At 66.1% G+C, this 17,852-nt stretch carries 13 protein-coding genes; 7 read left to right on the plus strand and 6 right to left on the minus strand.

Annotation, left to right across the window (positions count from 1 at the left end; all coding sequences use genetic code 11):
• The 5 genes from glmM to ACWF99_RS13760 form a co-directional block, all read right to left on the minus strand.
• Positions 1-1,338, minus strand: coding sequence for a phosphoglucosamine mutase (gene glmM, locus ACWF99_RS13740; RefSeq protein ID WP_378632418.1), 1,338 nt, complete (start codon positions 1,336-1,338; stop codon positions 1-3).
• A 142-nt stretch (positions 1,339-1,480) separates the two neighbouring features.
• The gene (rpsI, locus tag ACWF99_RS13745) at positions 1,481-2,005 is read right to left on the minus strand and encodes a 30S ribosomal protein S9 (protein ID WP_378632416.1); all 525 of its coding nucleotides are present in this window, start codon (positions 2,003-2,005) and stop codon (positions 1,481-1,483) included.
• Positions 2,002-2,445, minus strand: a complete 444-nt coding sequence (rplM, locus tag ACWF99_RS13750; RefSeq protein ID WP_194825954.1) for a 50S ribosomal protein L13 — start codon at positions 2,443-2,445, stop codon at positions 2,002-2,004. The genes rpsI and rplM overlap by 4 nt, the downstream gene beginning before the upstream one ends.
• A 176-nt stretch (positions 2,446-2,621) precedes the next feature.
• Complete coding sequence (locus tag ACWF99_RS13755) at positions 2,622-3,980, minus strand: hypothetical protein (protein WP_452536105.1); 1,359 nt, start codon at positions 3,978-3,980, stop codon at positions 2,622-2,624.
• Positions 3,981-4,125: 145 nt separating this feature from the next.
• Complete coding sequence (locus ACWF99_RS13760) at positions 4,126-6,681, minus strand: ATP-binding cassette domain-containing protein (protein ID WP_452536107.1); 2,556 nt, start codon at positions 6,679-6,681, stop codon at positions 4,126-4,128.
• Positions 6,682-6,788: 107 nt separating this feature from the next.
• Between ACWF99_RS13760 and ACWF99_RS13765 the strand changes: the two genes are divergently transcribed.
• Positions 6,789-8,234 carry a neutral zinc metallopeptidase gene (locus ACWF99_RS13765; RefSeq protein ID WP_378632407.1) on the plus strand — a complete coding sequence of 482 codons (1,446 nt, stop codon included), beginning with the start codon at positions 6,789-6,791 and terminating at the stop codon, positions 8,232-8,234.
• 115 nt (positions 8,235-8,349) lie between these two features.
• Here ACWF99_RS13765 and ACWF99_RS13770 read toward each other — a convergent pair whose 3' ends face one another.
• Positions 8,350-9,672, minus strand: coding sequence for an FHA domain-containing protein (locus ACWF99_RS13770; RefSeq protein WP_452536109.1), 1,323 nt, complete (start codon positions 9,670-9,672; stop codon positions 8,350-8,352).
• A 143-nt stretch (positions 9,673-9,815) separates the two neighbouring features.
• Between ACWF99_RS13770 and ACWF99_RS13775 the strand changes: the two genes are divergently transcribed.
• From ACWF99_RS13775 to ACWF99_RS13800, 6 genes are all read left to right on the plus strand, one after another.
• Positions 9,816-11,015, plus strand: coding sequence for a DUF7373 family lipoprotein (locus ACWF99_RS13775; RefSeq protein WP_452536110.1), 1,200 nt, complete (start codon positions 9,816-9,818; stop codon positions 11,013-11,015).
• 71 nt (positions 11,016-11,086) lie between these two features.
• A complete protein-coding gene (locus tag ACWF99_RS13780; RefSeq protein ID WP_452536111.1) occupies positions 11,087-12,280 on the plus strand; it encodes a DUF7373 family lipoprotein in 1,194 nt (397 codons plus the stop codon).
• The gene (locus tag ACWF99_RS13785; protein ID WP_452536113.1) at positions 12,277-13,509 is read left to right on the plus strand and encodes a DUF7373 family lipoprotein; all 1,233 of its coding nucleotides are present in this window, start codon (positions 12,277-12,279) and stop codon (positions 13,507-13,509) included. The genes ACWF99_RS13780 and ACWF99_RS13785 overlap by 4 nt, the downstream gene beginning before the upstream one ends.
• Positions 13,510-13,705: 196 nt before the next feature.
• Positions 13,706-14,932 carry a DUF7373 family lipoprotein gene (locus tag ACWF99_RS13790; RefSeq protein ID WP_452536115.1) on the plus strand — a complete coding sequence of 409 codons (1,227 nt, stop codon included), beginning with the start codon at positions 13,706-13,708 and terminating at the stop codon, positions 14,930-14,932.
• Between the two features lie 58 nt (positions 14,933-14,990).
• On the plus strand, positions 14,991-16,181 hold the full coding sequence (locus ACWF99_RS13795; protein ID WP_378632391.1) for a DUF7373 family lipoprotein: 1,191 nt from the start codon (positions 14,991-14,993) through the stop codon (positions 16,179-16,181).
• Between the two features lie 78 nt (positions 16,182-16,259).
• Entirely contained in the window at positions 16,260-17,822 is a 1,563-nt protein-coding gene (locus tag ACWF99_RS13800) for a serine/threonine-protein kinase (protein ID WP_452536116.1), read from the plus strand.
• The last annotated feature ends 30 nt before the right edge of the window (positions 17,823-17,852 follow it).

Here is a 17,852-nt window from a genome sequence, read left to right on the forward strand (position 1 = left end):
CTAGACCGCGGCGACCCGCTTGGCCAGATCATCGGCCAGCTGACGCGCCTGCGCGGGATCGGTGGCCTCCACCATCACTCGCACCAGCTGCTCGGTCCCGCTGGGCCGCAACAGAACCCGCCCGGTATCCCCGAGGATTCGCTCGGCCTCCGCGACAGCCTCCAGCACCTCGGGAGCGACAGCGACCGCACCCTTGTCCGACACCGCGACATTGATCAACACCTGCGGCACCGTGGTCATCACCGAGGCCAGCGAGGCCAGCGAGCGCCCGGTCTGCGCCATCCGCGCCATCAACCGCAGGCCGGTGAGCACCCCGTCCCCGGTGGTGCCGAACCGCGGGAACACCACATGCCCGGACTGTTCCCCACCCAGGCTGTATCCGCCGCGACGCAACTCCTCGAGCACGTACCGATCGCCGACAGCGGCGGTGATCACGGTGATCTCGGCGGCGCGCATCGCGATGTGCAGGCCGAGGTTGCTCATCACGGTGGCGACGAGGGTGTCATCGACCAGTTCGCCCGCGTCGCGCATCGCCAGCGCGAGCACCGCCATGATCGCGTCACCGTCGACGATCTCGCCCGCGGCATCGACGGCGAGGCAACGATCGGCGTCACCGTCGAGCGCGATGCCCAGGTCGGCGCCATGGTCGAGGACCGCGCGCCGCACGGTGTCCAGGTGCGTGGAACCGCACCCGTCGTTGATGTTGAGCCCGTTGGGTTCGGCGTTGATCGCGATCACCGTCGCGCCCGCCTCCCGGTACACCTGCGGGGCGACCTCGGCGCCCGCACCGTGCGCGCAGTCGACGACGACGGTCAGCGAGGACAGGTCCTGCCCGGTGGATTCCAGTAGATGCTCGACATAGCGTTCGTGGGTGCCCTCGACGGTGTAGTCGCCACGCACGCGGCCGATGCCCGCACCGGTCGGGCGCACGGTGACGCCTTCGGCGATCAGGGCTTCGATCCGGGCCTCGATGGCGTCGTCGAGCTTGTGCCCGCCCGCCGCGAAGATCTTGATGCCGTTGTCGGGCATGGGGTTGTGCGAGGCGGAGATCATCACGCCGAAGCACGCGTCGTACAGGCCGGTCAGGTAGGCCACGGCCGGAGTCGGCAGCACGCCTACCGAGAGGACATCGACGCCGACGGAGGTCAGGCCCGCGGTGACCGCGGCCTCGAGCATCTCGCCGCTGGCGCGGGGATCGCGACCGAGTACCGCGACCGGGCGCTTCTTGCCGCGTGAGAGCACCTGCGCCGCCGCGGCGGCGACGCGCATCGCCAGTTCCGGGCTCAGCGACTCGTTGGCGAGCCCGCGAACACCGTCTGTGCCGAACAGCCGTCCCATAAACCTCTACCCGTCGTAGGTCCCCGTTTACAGCACGAGAGCAGGCGACCAGCCGTGCTGGAAGCCTGCTCTCGCACACGTGCTCCGCCGACCGTACCGTCTCCACCAAAGTAAGCGAAGACGGCGGTCGACGGTGCGTAAATCAGCGCTTCGAGTACTGAGGCGCCTTACGGGCCTTCTTCAGGCCGTACTTCTTACGCTCGGTGGCACGCGGGTCACGCGTCAGGAAGCCGGCACGCTTGAGGGCGGGACGGTCGTCCGGGGTGACCACGATCAGCGCGCGGGCGATGGCCAGACGCAGGGCGCCTGCCTGACCCGACGGGCCGCCACCGACCAGGCGAGCGTAGATGTCGAAGTTCTCGACACGCTCGACCAGGACCAGCGGGGACTTCACGAGCTGCTGGTGCACCTTGTTCGGGAAGTAATCCTCGATGGTGCGGCCGTTGAGCTCGAAGTTGCCCGAACCGGGCACCATGCGAACGCGAACGACGGCTTCCTTACGACGGCCGACGGTCTGCACCGGGCGGTCGAGGCCGAGCGGCTCGAAAGCCAGCTCTTCTTCGACGTACTCGCCTTCGGCGTAGCCTTCGCCGTCTTCGACGATCTCGACGACGACCTCATCGGTGGCGTCGAACTCTTCGGCTGCGAACTCTTCAGGAGCGGTCACTGGGCCACCTGCTTGATCTCGAACGGAACCGGCTGCTGCGCGGCGTGGGGGTGGTTCGGGCCTGCGTAGACCTTCAGCTTGCCCGCGATCGCGTTACCCAGCTTGTTCTTCGGGATCATGCCCTTGACGGCCTTCTCCACGAGACGATCGGGACGGGTCGCCAACACCTCGCCGACAGTGCGCGACTTGAGGCCGCCCGGGTGTCCGCTGTGGTGGTGGATGAGCTTGTCCTGCTTCTTGTTGCCGGAGATGGCAACCTTTTCCGCGTTGATGATGATGACGAAGTCGCCACCATCGACGTGGGGTGCGTAGGTCGGCTTGCCCTTGCCGCGCAGCAGGCCAGCGGCCTGCACGGCGAGACGGCCGAGGACTACGTCAGTGGCGTCGATGACGTACCACTTGCGGGTGACGTCACCCGCCTTGGGGCTGTACGTAGGCACAGTCGTTCCCTGTCTGTCGTCGGTGTTGCCGGCCCTGATGTGTGGATCGAGGCTGTCCTGGCGGCCGGTGGAGACCCAGGACATCGAGGAGACGCCGATCCGCGAACGGTTCGGCGTTCCACACGCCAACGGGCAACGATACCAGCCACGCATCACCGACCCGTAATCGGGCGAGGCTAGATCACGACCGGCGGACCCGGGTCGGTCGCACGCGCGGGACCGGGGATCAGGTAGCGCAAAGTATCGATGCCGGGGGTGACGCAGGCGGAGTCGTCGACCAGCAGGCCACGCGCGGTCTCGATGCCCTCGCGCGGGACCGTGTTCGCGTACGGAGTGAACGCGCAGCTCACCGGTTCGGCGGCCGAGGCGACGGCGGGATCCGGCTGGAGTGCGACCAGCGCCAGCGCGCCGACCACGGCCGGGGTGCCGAAGAAGCCCTTCTTCACCTTGCCGAGCAGTTTGCCGCGGCGGTCGTCGTCCTCGGCATCGTCGTGTTCGAGCGCGTGCCGCGGCGCGCGAGCAGGTGGACCTGACGGCTGCGGCGGTTGCGCGGCGGGCGGACCGGCGACGAACCCGGCCGGTCCGGGCGGCTGGGCGGTGGGCGGTGCGGTGGGTTGGGCGCCCCACCCGACCTGCGCGGCGACTGCCTGACCCGGATGCCCCGAGTCCGGATAGTCGTCCTCCTCGTCGTCGAGGTCGGGCTCGGTGACCAGCAGATGCGCGGCGCCGAGGACCAGCGCGTGCATCGGATGGTCGGCCACGTGCAGGCGCTGGCCCAGATGGTTCTGGAAGGCGAAGCGCAGCGCGTCGTTGAAGCAGACGTTGCCCGCGAGCAGCACCGTCGAGGTGTCCGCGCCGATCGAGCGGGCCGCGGCCATCGCCTCGATCACCACATTGTCGGCCGTGCGGGCGTCGCGCAGCGCCTCGGCACTGACCGAGACCTCCGTCGATTCGGTCGGCTGTTCGTCGTCGCCGTGCACCGCGACGACCAGCAGCGAGCGACCGTCGGAGTAGATCCCGGTGGCGCCGATGCCGGTGCGGTGTCGCTCGCTGGGCGGGGAGACCAGGCCGAGCGCGCGCACATAACCCGAGAGCGCGACACTTTCGGGCAGCGGTTCCACGACCACGTCGAGCTGCTCGACGAGCGCCGCGTACACCTCGACCTTGTCCTCTGGCCAGCTGTCCGGATACGGCAGCGCGACCAGCTGCGGCTTGCCCTGTAGGTACTTGCCGATCGCGGCCAGCGGGTTGTAGAGCCTGGCCCGGAAGACGAGTTCGGCGGGCCAGGTGGCGCCGGCGATCACGATCTGTGGGTGGCCGAGGATGTCGCGCACATCGGCGATCGCCATCCCCAGGTCCGGGCGCTGCCGGTCGACACCGGCGGTGTGCAACCTGCCCGCGGCATCGGCGAGCAGGTAGGCGGGCGGGGTGTAGGTGCCCTCGACCTGTACCGGGCGGACCGGGGTCGCGCCGCCACCCGCGGCCACGGACACCACGTCCCACCCCAGATGCAGGGCCCCAACTCGAACGGTCACAGGATCAAGTGTGCCCGGTCGGCGACAGACACGCGCAGCTTGCCCACCGAAACGATGCTGACCTGGCGGATCATGCGGTGCGCATCGAGGCATGCGCAGGCGCCCCGCGTGGTTACGCGAGCTACCGTCTCCGGGCGCTGACCGCTCATGCCTGTGACTTCTTCAGTCGTAGTCGGCTCCACGTGATCAGGGCGAGGATCGAGGTGATCACGATGAGCATCACGATGTCCAGGATCCAGATCCCCGCGCTGTGCCCCCAGAGTGGGTCGTCCTGCGAGCCGAAGACCAGCTTCGTCAGATCCACCGTCGACGCGCCCGCCGCGTAACCCCAGCGTGAGGGGAACAGGTACGAGATCTGCTCGAGGCCGACCCGGTCGGTCACCGGGATCAGGCCACCCGCCATCACCAGCTGCACCATGATCATCACCACGAGCATCGGCATGACCTGCTCGTTGGACTTGGCCAGGCTCGACATCAGCAGGCCGAACACCACACAGCACACCGCGGTCATCGCGATGTCGAAGTACAGCTCGACGCTGCCGCTCGGAATCAGCGAACCGGCGCCCGGCGCCTTCTTCCCGATGAACGTGATACCGATCAGGACCGCCGACTGCAGGAACGCGGTCACGCTGAACACGACGATCTTGGCCATCAGGTATGCCGAGGGCAGCAGGCCGACCGCGCGCTCACGCTGGAAGATCGACCGTTCGCCGACCAGGTCACGCACGCTGAGCGTGGCGCCCATGAAGCACGCGCCGAGGATGAGGACCACCAGCAACTGCTGGGCCTCACCGCCGCTCTCCCGCCCGAACGACCCGTCGGGCAGCTGCACCAGCGCGCCCTCCGTGAACCCGTCACTACCCGGCACCACCAGCGACAACGCGCCGAGGATGAAGGGCAGCACCACCAGGAAGATCAGATATCCCCGGTCGGAGAAGATCAACCGCAACTGCCTGCGAGCCAACGTGCTGAACTGCCGCATCGCGCTCGATTGCGGCGGCGCGCCCACGTTGCCGCGGTTGGGCTGTGCGGGCGGCGGTGGCGGCACGTAGGCCTGCCGGGACCGATACTTCGCGAAGGCCTGATCAGGGTTGGCCGCGACCTCGGCGAAGATCTCCGCCCAGTCGCTGGTCCCCATCGCCGCGCCGACCCCACCCGGATGACCGGCGAACGCCGTCTTACCGCCGGGGGCCAGCAGCACCACCTGGTCGCACATATCCAGGCAGGCCACCGAGTGCGTCACCACGATCACCACGCGACCGGCGTCGGCCAGTTCGCGCAGCATCTGCATGACCTGCCGATCCAGCGCCGGGTCGAGACCCGAGGTCGGCTCGTCGAGGATCAGCAGCGACGGACCGGTGAGCAGTTCCATCGCCACCGACGCGCGCTTGCGCTGACCACCGGAGAGCCGGTCCACCCGGGTGTCGGCGTGCTGGGTGAGCGAAAGCTCTTGCAGCACACCGTCGATCACCTTCTGCCGGTCGGACTTGGTGGTATCGGGCGGCAGCCGTAGCTCGGCGGCGAAGCCGAGCGCCTGGCGGACCGTGAGCTGACGGTGCAGCACGTCGTCCTGCGGCACCATGCCGATGCGCGAACGCAGCGCCTCGTACTCGGCGTGCAGGTTGCGACCCTCGAAGGTCACCACACCACCGGAGGGCTGGGTATTGCCCGCGATCAGCTTCGACAGCGTCGACTTGCCCGCGCCCGACGGTCCGATCAGCGCGGTCAACGTGCCACGCCCCGCCGTCATGTTCACGTCGACGAGCAGTTGCTTGTTGTTCTCGACGGTGAACCCGACCCCGTGCACCGACAGACCCTGCTCGGCGACCGGCTTCTGCCGATGCGCCAGCGCGCCCTGGGTGACGACGAAGTCGATGTTGCCGATGGTGACGATGTCGCGCTCGCGCAGCACCGAGCGCTGCTGGCGGTGACCGTTGACGAAGGTGCCGTTGGCCGAGCCGAGGTCCTCGATGACCAGACCCTCGGGCGAGGCGAGCAGCTTCGCGTGCGCACGCGAAGCCAGCGGATCGTTGACGACGATCTGGTTGTCCGAGGTGCGGCCGATGCTCAGGCCGCCGGGCGGAATGCGGTCACCGCGCGCGACCGGTTCGGTCGAGGCGGCCTTGCGGACCGGCGGCAGCATCGACGAATCGGCGCGGCGGGTCATATTGATGTTGTCCTGCGGCTGCGCGGGCAGCTGTGAGGTGGGAACGTATTGCGGTTGCTGTTGTTGTGGGCGCGACGGCGGCTGGAAGCCCGGATGCGGCTGCTGCGGTCGCGGCTGCTGGTGGTGCGGTTGCTGCTGGTGCGGTTGCGGCTGGTGCGGTTGCGGCTGGTGCTGTGGTTGTGACGGCGGCGCGACCATGGTCGCCGCGTGGCGCGCCCCAGGCGCCGCGGGGACCAGGTGCAGCAGCGGCCCGGTGATCGCGTCACCCAGGCGCACCTGGGTGGGTCGGTCGATCGAGACGGGCTGGTTGAGCCTGCGCGCGTCGACGAAGACGCCGTTGGTACTGCCGTTGTCGGCGAGTACCCACGCGCCGTTGCTGAATCGAAGAGTGGCGTGCACACGAGAGACCAGCGGACTGTCCACGAACAGGGTGACCTCGGGCGCGCGGCCCATGGTGATCTGCTGGCTCGCTTCGAAGACTCGTTCGGTTCCATCATGGCGCACGGTGATGGTCTGCGCCCCCGGTGAAGACATGGAGCGGATACTATGCCATCGCCCGGACATCGGCGGTGCCCCCGAGACGGCTTTGCGCCCGATCCGGCGATCGACCTGCACGTGTATCCGGCCGACCAGGGGGACGTATGCCGAAAGCCCAAGTGTTCGTTGCGATCTCTGTCGTGCTATGCGCGCTGATGGGTGTCGGGTGCACGCGGGCGATCGATGGACACGGGGTCTCGATCTACGACGATCCGTTCCAGGTGGCGGGATTGCCGACCACGGGTGGTCCGAACGGTCCGCGCACCGGCGTCCCCGATTCGCCCCTCACCGCGTCCAACGGTGACGGCGGTGAGGTGGACAAACTGGCGCTCAACGCGATCGACGACATCCAGTCCTACTGGCAGGCGGGCTTCGGAACCGAATTCCCCGGCGAGACCTTCGACCCGGTCGAGAAGCTGATCTCCTGGAACGCCCGCGCCGCCCGCAGCCAGGCGGTCGAATTCTGCAAGGAGACCACCTACCACCTGGTCAATGCCGCCTACTGCCGCAGCGACAACTCGATCGGCTGGGACCGCGAGATGCTGCTGCCCACCATGAGCGAGACCTTCGGCACGATGTCGGTGGTGATGGTGCTGGCCCACGAATACGGCCACGCCATCCAGAGCATGGCCAAGATGGTCACCAAGAAGACGCCGGTCCTGGTGAAAGAGCAGCAGGCCGACTGCTTCGCGGGCGCGTTCATGCGCCACGTCGCGGAAGGCAAATCGAAGCACTTCACGATCAACACCTCCGACGGCCTGAATTCCGTTCTGGCCGCCACTGTTTCGATTCGCGACTCCGATCCCGACGACCCGGAGAGCGTGCACGGTTCGGCCTTCGAGCGCGTCACCGCGGTCCAGATCGGGTTCACCGACGGGCCGCGCGGCTGCAAGGGCATCGACGAGGACGAGATCGACTCGCGCCGCGGGTCTCTCCCGCAGAGCTTCTCCGGCGACAGCGGTCGCGGCGAATACCCCGTCTCCAAGGAAAATCTCGTCGAGCTGAGCAAGGCGCTCCAGGCCATCCTGCCGGTGAAGGACGCGCCGACCTACGACTACGCGGGCTCGCGCATCGACTGCAAGGACGGCGCGGTCACCGAACCGGTCACCTACTGCCCCGCCAAGAACACCATCGCCACCGATGTACCCGGACTGGCCGAACGCGGCGCCACCGACACCGACGACGACGGCCCGCTGCCGGTGAAGGTCAGCGGCGACTACAACGGCTACGTCGTGTTCATCTCCCGCTACACCCTGGCCGTGCAGCGCGGTCACGGCCAGCAGCTGACCGGCGCGAAGACCGGTCTGCGCGCGGCCTGCCTGTCCGGGGTCGTCACCGGCAAACTCGCCCAGCCCGGCCGTCCGGTGAGCCAGGGCGACATCCAGCTGTCGGCGGGCGACCTCGACGAAGCGGTCTCGGGCCTGCTCACCGACGGACTGGCGGCCAGCGACACCGAGGGCAACACGGTGCCCAGCGGATTCTCCCGCGTGGATGCCTTCCGCGCAGGCGTCCTCAACGGCGAAACCACCTGCCTGTCACGCTACAGCTGAGTTATTGGAGCGCTGGCGCGCTCGAGTTCGCGGCCCCTTGTGTCCCGTCGCTGCGCGGCGGATCCCTCCTCTGGGTCGGGATGTGCGGGCTGGGAATGCGATCGGCGAAGGGTTGTCAGCCGAACGGGGGTGGTGCGGCCGGTTCGTAGCGCAGCACCCGGTTGCCGATCATCACCTCGGTGCCGGGGACGAGCACCATCGGCTGATTCGGGGTGAGGCGGACCCAGTCGCGGTAGCCGGGGTGGCGGCTGCGCGTTCCGTTGGTGGAACCGCGATCGATGAGTTGCACGTCCCAATTCACCAGGTGCACTTCGGCATGCGCGCGCGACATGCCGCCTGAGGTGTCGTCGATGCGCAGCGGGATGAGTCCACGCTGGGCGGCGTCGGAGTTCTCCGGATCACGCCCGATCACCGCGTCGGCGGCCATCAGATAGGTCATGCCGTCGTCGAGCACGAGCATGCCGAGCGGCGGGCGGACCACCTCGGCGAGCGCCTGGGTCTGATCGACCGGCATGCCGCACACCGTGCAGAACGCCGAGCGCGGATCACTGGGATGCGCACGCGCGCACTTGAATCCCATCACCTTCACCGCCAGCACCGTCGACTTGGCCGTAGCCTCGAGCCTGCGCTGCAGGTCGGGGTCGGGTTCGGGTGCGGGATTGGTTCCGGAGAGCCGGGTTTCGGCGTTGTGCGGGTCGGCGACGGGGGCGTCGACCGTGCCGTGCGCGGTGCCGGTGACAGCGTCCAGCATCGAGGTCGCCGGTTGCATTCCCGTCGCGGGCTGCTCGGACGGTCGTGAATCCGGTTGCGCCGCCCGCGGTTCCCGGTCGATACGCGCGGTAGGCGGTGGCGGCCTGCGAGTCTGGCCCACCGGTTCCGCGGTTCGCACCCGGCTGCGCACATCGTTGGACCACATCACGGCCCCGCCGGCCTGCGCGATTCCCTCGACCAGCCAACCGATTCCGCGCTCCGGCGGCAGATCCGGGATGCGGCCCTTGGCGTCGTCGACGAACAGCGCGACCGCCTTCGCGGGCTCGGAGGCGACCCGGTCGACGGTGAACGCCGCGTCACTACCGCGGTAGTACTCCGGGCCGTGGTCGTCGGCGAGTACCGCCGTCACCGAACCGTGCAGGAAGATCGCCACGCCACCGTTGTCGGCGGCCGACAGCACCCCGAAATCGATCGGCACGCCCGGCGAGATCTGCTCGGCGTACTTCATCAGCCACCGCGTCGCCTCGCGCGCCACCACCGAACCCGGGCCCGACGGCGCCTGCTCGTGCGCGTCACGCACCAACTCCGCCAGCGATTCCAGCGCGATCGCCGCGGTATCGCCGGGCGTGAGCTTGCCCTGCCCGCGATGCGCGACCACGATCACCGCGCCCGCGACCCGTGCGACCGCGTGACTTCCGAGCACCACTTCGACCTGCCGATCCCTCACAGGTATCGGCCTCCACCGGAACTGCACAGCAGGAGGGTCGCCATGTCACCCAGACTATGGCAAGCACCCCGATCAGGTCCCCCTGGGCGGGGTAGGTCCGGTAACTTCATAGGTGTCGCGGGAGGAACATCGAGGGGAACCTGATGATCGATTCGACCAGAATTCGCATCGCGCTCGCCTGGGGTGGGGCTCTGATCGTCCTGTCCGGCTGTGCCGTCAGCGGCACACCCGTCGCCGGTGAGCCCGATGTGCGCGGCCTGGAGACCGGGACCTTCGCCACCGACCGGCACACCTACACCGACACCGCGGGCGACCGGGGCGCGCTCGTCGAGGGCGCGCGGATGTCGGCGGCCGTGGTGCCCGCGGTGCGGATCGATCCGTCGCTCTCGCACGGACGCGGCGGCGTGATCGTCCCCGATATCGAACGCGCGCTGGACTTCGTCGCCAACGTCTCCAAACCTGTGCTGGAGAACCGCAAATTCGTCACCGGCTATGTCGCGCTCGGCGCCGACAAGGCAGATCCAGACGGCCAGACCCGTCCCGGTCCCGACGCGACCGCGCTGACCACGGCGCTGTTCCGCTTCCCCACCGCGGCGGCCGCCACTCTCGCCGCGCGGGAACTCGAGGACGTCGACCTGGCCGTCTCCCCCGACAACCGCAAACTCGCCTCCACCAAATATCCCGACGCCTACGTCCATTGGCGCCCCGGTGTGCCCACCATCGGCGCCTTCCTCGCCCACGAAGAGTTCGTGATCTCGCTGTTCATCCAGCGGCCCCGGGCCGACGCGGCCGACCTCACTTCCTGGGTCGACAAGAATCTCGCCGCCGAACTCGCCCAGCTCGCGAAGTTCGACCCCACACCCACCGAGAAGATCTCCGACCTCCCGGTAGACCCCGCCGGACTCCTGGCCCGCGCGGTCGTCGGCGACCGCGCCGCCATGAGCCCCGGCCAGTTCTCGTTCGCCTCGTATGCTCCCGAGCACCTCGTCAACAAGGCAGCCGACCTCACCGCCCGCCAAAACCTGGTCGACGCAACGGGAGTCGAAGCCCACGCGGTGGTCGAGGGCGGCGCCGTCACTCGGGTACGCGACCAGTCCGCCGCGCAATCGCTCATGCAGGGCCTCATCGATTCGGCGGGCCACTACGACCCGATCACCGCCCCCGCCGACGTCCCCACCGCGACCTGCCTGAAACTCAACGACAACGGCAACAAAGAAGACGACTACGTCTACCGCTGCTATGTCGCCTACAAGCGCTACCTGGCCATGGTCAGCGCCGACGGTGAGCCCGAGGTCCGCCAGAAAATCACCGCCCAGTACGCCCTGCTGGCCAACAGCCTGTGAGTTCGCTCGGCCCCACTCCTCGATTGCGGTGACGTAGGATTCCGCCGACAATCGTTTCGGGGAGGAATGAGTTGCGAGCCGCAAAAGTCGTCTGCGTCCTGGCGACCGCACTGTTGACCACTGTCGTCACGGCCTGCGGTGGTCCCGATGAGATCGCCGCCACCGACGCCCCGGTGGACCTCGCCACTCTCGACGTCGGCAACTATCCGACCCAGCCCCGCCAGGTCGGAACGGTCGCCAACCTGGATCAGGGCCGCTTCATCGAAGCCGAACGCCTCGGCGACTTCGTGCCGACGCCCGCCGATATCGATCCACGGTTCGTCCACACCAATCCGTCGATCGCGTCGGTGTTCCTCGATGCCGAAGCCGCGCTCGGCAAGATCATGGCCGTCGACCGGTTCGCCGAGGTCGCCCCCGATTTCATCGGCGGATTCGTGAGCTCGGCGGAGACGAAGCCCAGCAATATGGGCCTGGACATGGTGAACGCGGTGATGATCTTCCCCGACGCGCAGAAGGCCACCACCGCCGCCGCCGAGCTGGAGAAACTCGATTTCGGCTACGCCCCGAACAACCAGCGCATCGAGATCCCCGGTTATCCCGCGGCGATCGCGCACTGGCAGCCCGACCAGCAGTCGATCGGGTCCTGGTTCGCCACCGGTCATCTGGTGATCTACACCTGGTTCTACGACTACCTGAAGATCTGGCTGGAGAAGGTCGACAAGCAAGCGCTGCTCGACCTCACCCGCAAGAGCCTCGACACGATCGTCCCCGCCGTCGCGAAATTCACTCCCACCCCCAGCACCGAACTGATGACCCTGCAGCGCGATCGCGACGGCATGCTCGGCCGCACCGCGCCCCGCCCTCGCGAGGATTCCTGGATCAACCCACCCGGTGTCTACGCGGGCCGCACCGCCCGTCACTTCCTCTCCGACCCGGTGAGCACCGCGAAGATGATCGACGACTTCGGCATCGACCTCTACGCCAACGACGGCGCCGAGGTCTACCGGGCCCGCGACATCGCCGGCGCCCAGGGTGTCCGCGACGAGCTCGGCGGCGTCACCCGCAAATTCACCGCCTCCGCCGCACCGAAGAACCTGCCGAGCGCCCAGTGCAAGGAATACATCGGCAGGAAACAACGGATCGCGATCCGTTTCTATTGCGCGGTGTCCTACGACCGCTACGCCGCCTATGTCTGGTCGAACCAGCTGCTCGACGCCCAGCAGCGAATCTCGGCCCAGTACGCATTGTTGGTGAACGCGAAATGAGAATCCGATACGCCGTGCTGGCCGCCTCGCTGGCCACCGTCCTGACCGCCTGCGGCTCCACCCTGTCCGGGCAGGCGCTGCCCGGCGAGATGGATGTTCGCAATCTCGACGTCGGTTCGTACCCGACCGAGCCGGTCAACGCCCACGACGACGACCCGGTCCCGCCGTTCTACGAGATGTACGAGGTGGCGGCGATGCGGATCGCCGACTATGTGATCAACTCCCGCGACATCGACGCCCAGATGACCTACGGCAAACGCGCGACCACCGTCTCCGCCGGCGTGATGCCCTCGGCTCTCGGCGACGAGCCCGCGATGTCGGCGATCGCCAAGAAGCACAAGATGCTGTACGGCTTCGAATCCAATGGGGCCGCCAAGGATTCGCGCGTCGAGACCTACGGTGACTGGCCGACGAAGAAGGCCGACAACAGGCTCACCGCCACCACGATGGTCCTGCAGTTCCCCGACGCGGACCGCGCGGCCGCCGCCGCGAAAGAGTTCTACGACACCGACCTCGCCATGAAGGAAGGCCGCAACCAACCCGTCGCCATCCCCGGACACCCTGCGGCCCTGTCACATTGGCGTCCCGACTCACCCTTCCTGCGCACCGTGCTCCCCCACGGCCCCTACGTGATCGCCTTCCTGCTCTCGGTGCCCACGCCCGACCAGCAAGCACTCACCACCCTCGCCTCGAACGCCTTCACCGAGCAGATCGAGGCACTCGCCGACACCACGCCGCTGACCGACGAAGAGGTCATGACACTGCCGTGGGACCCCGACCATCTCCTGATGCGCACCCTCAACCCGGACCAGCTGGCCAACCCCGAGGGCTCCGGCTACTACGTGGTCACCGGCAAACACGGCATCCTGCACTACGCGGGCGACCAGCTCCCCACCGATCGCCACTACGTCGACGAGCAGCTCACCAAGATGAGCGCCCAGCAGGTGGCCTTGTCCTGGGGCACGATCGCCGTGCGCACTCCCGACGAGCAGACCGCCCGACGCGCGGTCACCGAGAAGCTGTTCCCCTGGCAGGTAGAAGCCGAGGCCGCCAACCCACCCAACCTCCCCGACGCCGCCTGTGTGGAGAACAAACGCACCGGTGCGGCGAAACGCTTCAGCTGCATCCTCGCCTACAACGAATACGTCGGAATAGTCAGCGGCAACCAGCTTTTGGACGCCCATCAACGTGCGGCCGCGCAATATGCACTATTCGCCAACGCACGGTGACCGGCCTTCTTCGGAACCCGACCACACACGTCCCACAGCATCGACGATCGGCTCCAAGGAGGCCCACCAGCGCCGAGCGCGCGACCGGTGCCTGAGTGCTATCTTCTCTGAAGCGCTTGGCTGGCGGGGTGGCAAGAGCCCCGAAGTGCTGCGACCGAGTCGCGCGGACTCGGTGGTTCGTTACGGAGGGGAATGCATGAGGAAAACGAGCGCAGTGCTGCTCGCGGCCGGGGTAGCCGTGACTGTCGCCACAACCGCCGGATGTGGCGACTCGCCGGAGGCAGCGGATACCGCAGCAACAGCGCAAATCGATCTGAGCAGCCTCGATGTCGGCAACCTCAAGACTGAGCCAAAGGTCTACGGCAAGGTCACCAGCCTCGAACAAGCCCGCGCAGTCGAAGCTATGCGAATGGCGAACTACATCGCGCTTCCGATGGAAATCGACCCCGCAGTCATCGTCGCTCCACCGGCGATGTCAGGTGCAGTTCGGTTGTTCACCGACTTCGGCTCCAGCGTGATCAAGGGGCGCATGAAAGCCGATCCCAATAGATTGAACGAATCAATCAAGGGTTTCATCGGCGGTTTCGTCAGCACCGGACAAACAAGCACGAAGGGGCACCTCTCGCAGGAGCTCGACAATACTGTCATGCTTTTCGACAGCGAACAAGAAGCACTCGCCGCAGCCGATATCTTGGCAACCGAGGAATTCGGAACCTCTCCAGAAAACACTGTTGTGGAGATCAAGCAATATCCGGCAGCGCGCGCGCATGTAAATCCAGGGGAGGCGGGGATGTTTCACTCCTGGATCGCTGTTGGCAGGTACGTCATCGCCACCTATCTTTACGACAATGTCATGTCCACGTTGAAAACCCACGACAGCGAGAAGCTGGCGACTCGAGCCGAAAAAAGTATCAGCAAAATATCCGCTGGACTGAAAGACTACTCGCCGCCGCGCCTCGACAAGCTGATGGATTCCGACATTGACCTGGATGGAATGCTCGGATTAGCATTGCCGACGGTAGGAATCGACGGCGCACAACGCGGCATACCCGGCGTATATACCCGACACGGAGGCCTTCATATCTCGGGAGCCCCGGAATCGGACGCCAAGTTGTTCGAGGAAACCGGCGTGGACCGGATCTCGTGGCAGGGGGACTTCGTGTACCGCGCCCGCGATGCACAGGGGGCACAGCGAATCGCCGAAGAGCACGGGCAAGTATCCAAGTTCTTCCGCCGCGTGGAACCTCCGAAGAACCTTCCCAACGCACTCTGCAAGGAATATATCGGACCATCCGCGTACGCAGTGAAATTCTACTGCTCCGTCTCCTACGGAAGGTATTCGTCTGAAGTCGCGGCGTCACAGCTGAAGGATGTGCATCAGCGGGTATCGGCGCAATATTCCATCTTGGCGAAGAGTAAGTAGAGAAGAAATGGACCAGAGACCACCGATGTTTTCGCGGACAACACGCCTTTCGGTATGCATGGCCACGATCGTCACCGCACTCTCCGTCGCCGGCTGCGGCTCCACCGTAACAGGCTCTTCGATTCCTGCTGAACTCGATGTTCGCAAGCTCGATGTCGGATCTTATTCCACCACTCCGCTGGATATGCGATACACCTACCAGAACGACCTCAGCGGTGGACTTAAACTTGCGGTTATGCGGTTGTCCGACAATGTCGTCACCGGCATGGATATCGACCCTCGATTCAAATACAGCACCGGGTCAGTTCCGTTTGTCGACGCAGCGAAGGCTACTACCGTACTGGCCGACGTCACCAAGCCGGTTCTCGAACGGAACAAGATGATGTTCGGCTTCGCCTCTGGCAGCGTTGACAAGGAGCCGGATAAGTCAGGCAAGAAGGTCGACGGGCAATCGTTCACCACCGTCGCGGTCATGCAGTTTCCGAGTGAAACGATAGCGAAACAGGCTGCTACGGAGATCGAAGAGGCGGACTTCGCCGTCGCTGCGGATAAGAACGAGAAGATCGCGCTGCCCAGCTATCCCGAGGCGCACACACACTGGCGCCCCGGCGTCGCCACCATCGGTTCCGTGATGGCCAAAGGCAACTACGTCATCAGCCTGTACCTCAGCCATACCACCCCCGATCTCGCTGCCCTCAAGGATTTGGCCGAGAAGTCTTACGCCGCACAGCTTCCCCGCCTCGACGCGCTCGAGCCGCTCACTGCGGAAGAAGTGCTGTTCCTGGAGAATGATCCGGACGGGATGCTCAGGCGCACCTTCAACCCCAACGCGATGGGGCTACCCGATCCTGGCAAACAGGGCTCCTACACCATGCAGGGCTTCCTACACCAAGTTGCCAACACAGCCCTGTGGAAACAAACCCTCACCGAGGTCGGACTCGACCGCTTCTCGCTCAGCTACGCGGGCTCGTTTTCCACCTCGATGCTGTTTCGAACTCGCGACGCCGAGGCCGCACGCCGCCTCGCGTCCACGATCTTGGATGGCGTCTACCCTGGTGTCGCGGACGCACCTGCCGCTCTACCCGACGCGAAATGCGGCGAAGGAAAGTCGACCGATGACATCGAGAAGAAGCGGTTCCGGTGTGTTGTCACCTACCGCAATTACACCGCCACGGTCGAAGCCGACCAGCTACGCGATGCTCATCAACGGGCTGCCGCCCAATACGCGCTCCTCGCGAACAGTCAGTAGCGCCCGGTTTGCCCACCCGACATACTCTGAAACGAAGAGAAAGAGCGCCTCGCTGATGCAGGACAGGAGACAGTCAGTATGGCGATGAGTCCTGGCACCATCGTCGGCGGATACCGAATCGATCGGGTCCTCGGCGCAGGCGGTATGGGCACCGTCTACCTGGGAAAACACCCCAGTCTTCCCCGAATGGACGCGCTAAAGGTGCTGAGTCCGGAACTCTCTCGTGACCACGAGTTCCGGGCACGGTTCGAACGCGAGGCCAACCTCGCCGCCGGGCTCGATCACCCGAATATCGTGTCGGTGTACAACCGTGGCGAAGAGCACGGGCAGCTGTGGATCGCGATGCAATACGTGCCCGGAACCGACGCGTCGGCGGAGATCGCTCGCGATCGTCACGCGATGACGCCGCTCCGAGCGCTGCGAATCGTGACCGAAGTCGGGAAAGGTCTCGACTACGCACACCGAAAAGGCTTGCTACACAGAGACGTCAAGCCCGCGAACTTCTTGCTGTCGAATACCGACGGGGATGAAGACGAGCGAGTCTTCCTCACGGATTTCGGTGTCGCGAAGTCGAATGACGATGCGAGCGAGCTCACGCAAACCGGCAGCTTCCTCGCAACGATCGCCTATGCACCGCCGGAGCAACTGTCGGGTGGCGCGCTCGACCACCGAGCCGACATCTATAGCTTGGCTTGCTCGTTCTACAAGCTGCTGACCGGACAGAACCCTTATCCCGCAGCCCAACCGGCCATGGTGATGATGGGGCATCTACACGAACCGCCGCCGCGAGCCACCGCGGTGAACCCTGGTTTGCCCCCGGCGTTGGACCACGTATTCGCGCGTGCGATGGCGAAAAGTTCCGCCGAAAGATTCAGCACCTGCCGGGAGTTCACCGACGCGGCGGCCGCCGCGTTGACACCGGGCCACAATCCGGTGTCGACAAACACCTCACCGACCTATCCGATTCAGGTCCTCCGTCCGGAGACGGGCTCCCACTACTACACCCAGCAGCACGTGCCGACCGCGCCCGGACCGTTGAGGCCGAACAACCGTGGCAAGTGGATAGCTGTCACTGCCGTGGTCGCAGCGACTGCGGCCGCCGCGACCATCGGAATCGTTGCCCTGCAGGATGATCCCGGTGCCACCGCGTCGACATCGGTCACCTCGACGTCGAAGGTGCTCACGCCACTCGAGAAGTCACGCAAGGACAATCCCGCATTCGAAGGGAAGCCGATTCTCATGGTGGATGTCTTCGACGCCGGCGCGAACTCCTTCGACCCGGGGATGGGTGTCTTCCTGTCGCCTTCACCCCAAACCAGATTTCTCGGCGACCTCGGCCTCATCTACAGCCCGACCTATGCGAAGAACGGTGACGAAGCCTCGCCCCGCCCGATCGGCAAAGACGATCGCTACACGGCACTTTCGAATGTCACCAACGGCTACATCCTGGCTGTCCGAAGCGATTCCAAAGCCGGTGGGGGCGGCTTGCTCGGGTTACCCTCCGCGATCACCAGTTCGCGGGCAACAGTCATCGTCATCGATGACCCCGCAGCGGTGGCCGCGATGAGGAACTGGTCGATGAGCTCTGAACAGACACTGATCGACAAGGTCGTTCCCGTCCTGCAGACGCAGATCAAGTAGTCCGACCGCCGGTGATGCGGCAGGAGCAGC

This window comes from Nocardia sp. NPDC055002 (genome assembly GCF_053608825.1).

What these genes read in the sequence shown, in the direction of transcription:
- ACWF99_RS13760 (WP_452536107.1), bottom strand. Translation starts at nt 6,681, where the DNA reads ATGTCTTCACCGGGGGCGCAGACCATCACCGTGCGCCATGATGGAACC.
- ACWF99_RS13795 (WP_378632391.1), top strand. Translation starts at nt 14,991, where the DNA reads ATGGCCACGATCGTCACCGCACTCTCCGTCGCCGGCTGCGGCTCCACC.
- ACWF99_RS13790 (WP_452536115.1), top strand. Translation starts at nt 13,706, where the DNA reads ATGAGGAAAACGAGCGCAGTGCTGCTCGCGGCCGGGGTAGCCGTGACT.
- glmM (WP_378632418.1), bottom strand. Translation starts at nt 1,338, where the DNA reads ATGGGACGGCTGTTCGGCACAGACGGTGTTCGCGGGCTCGCCAACGAG.
- ACWF99_RS13775 (WP_452536110.1), top strand. Translation starts at nt 9,816, where the DNA reads ATGATCGATTCGACCAGAATTCGCATCGCGCTCGCCTGGGGTGGGGCT.
- ACWF99_RS13800 (WP_452536116.1), top strand. Translation starts at nt 16,260, where the DNA reads ATGGCGATGAGTCCTGGCACCATCGTCGGCGGATACCGAATCGATCGG.
- ACWF99_RS13765 (WP_378632407.1), top strand. Translation starts at nt 6,789, where the DNA reads ATGCCGAAAGCCCAAGTGTTCGTTGCGATCTCTGTCGTGCTATGCGCG.
- ACWF99_RS13785 (WP_452536113.1), top strand. Translation starts at nt 12,277, where the DNA reads ATGAGAATCCGATACGCCGTGCTGGCCGCCTCGCTGGCCACCGTCCTG.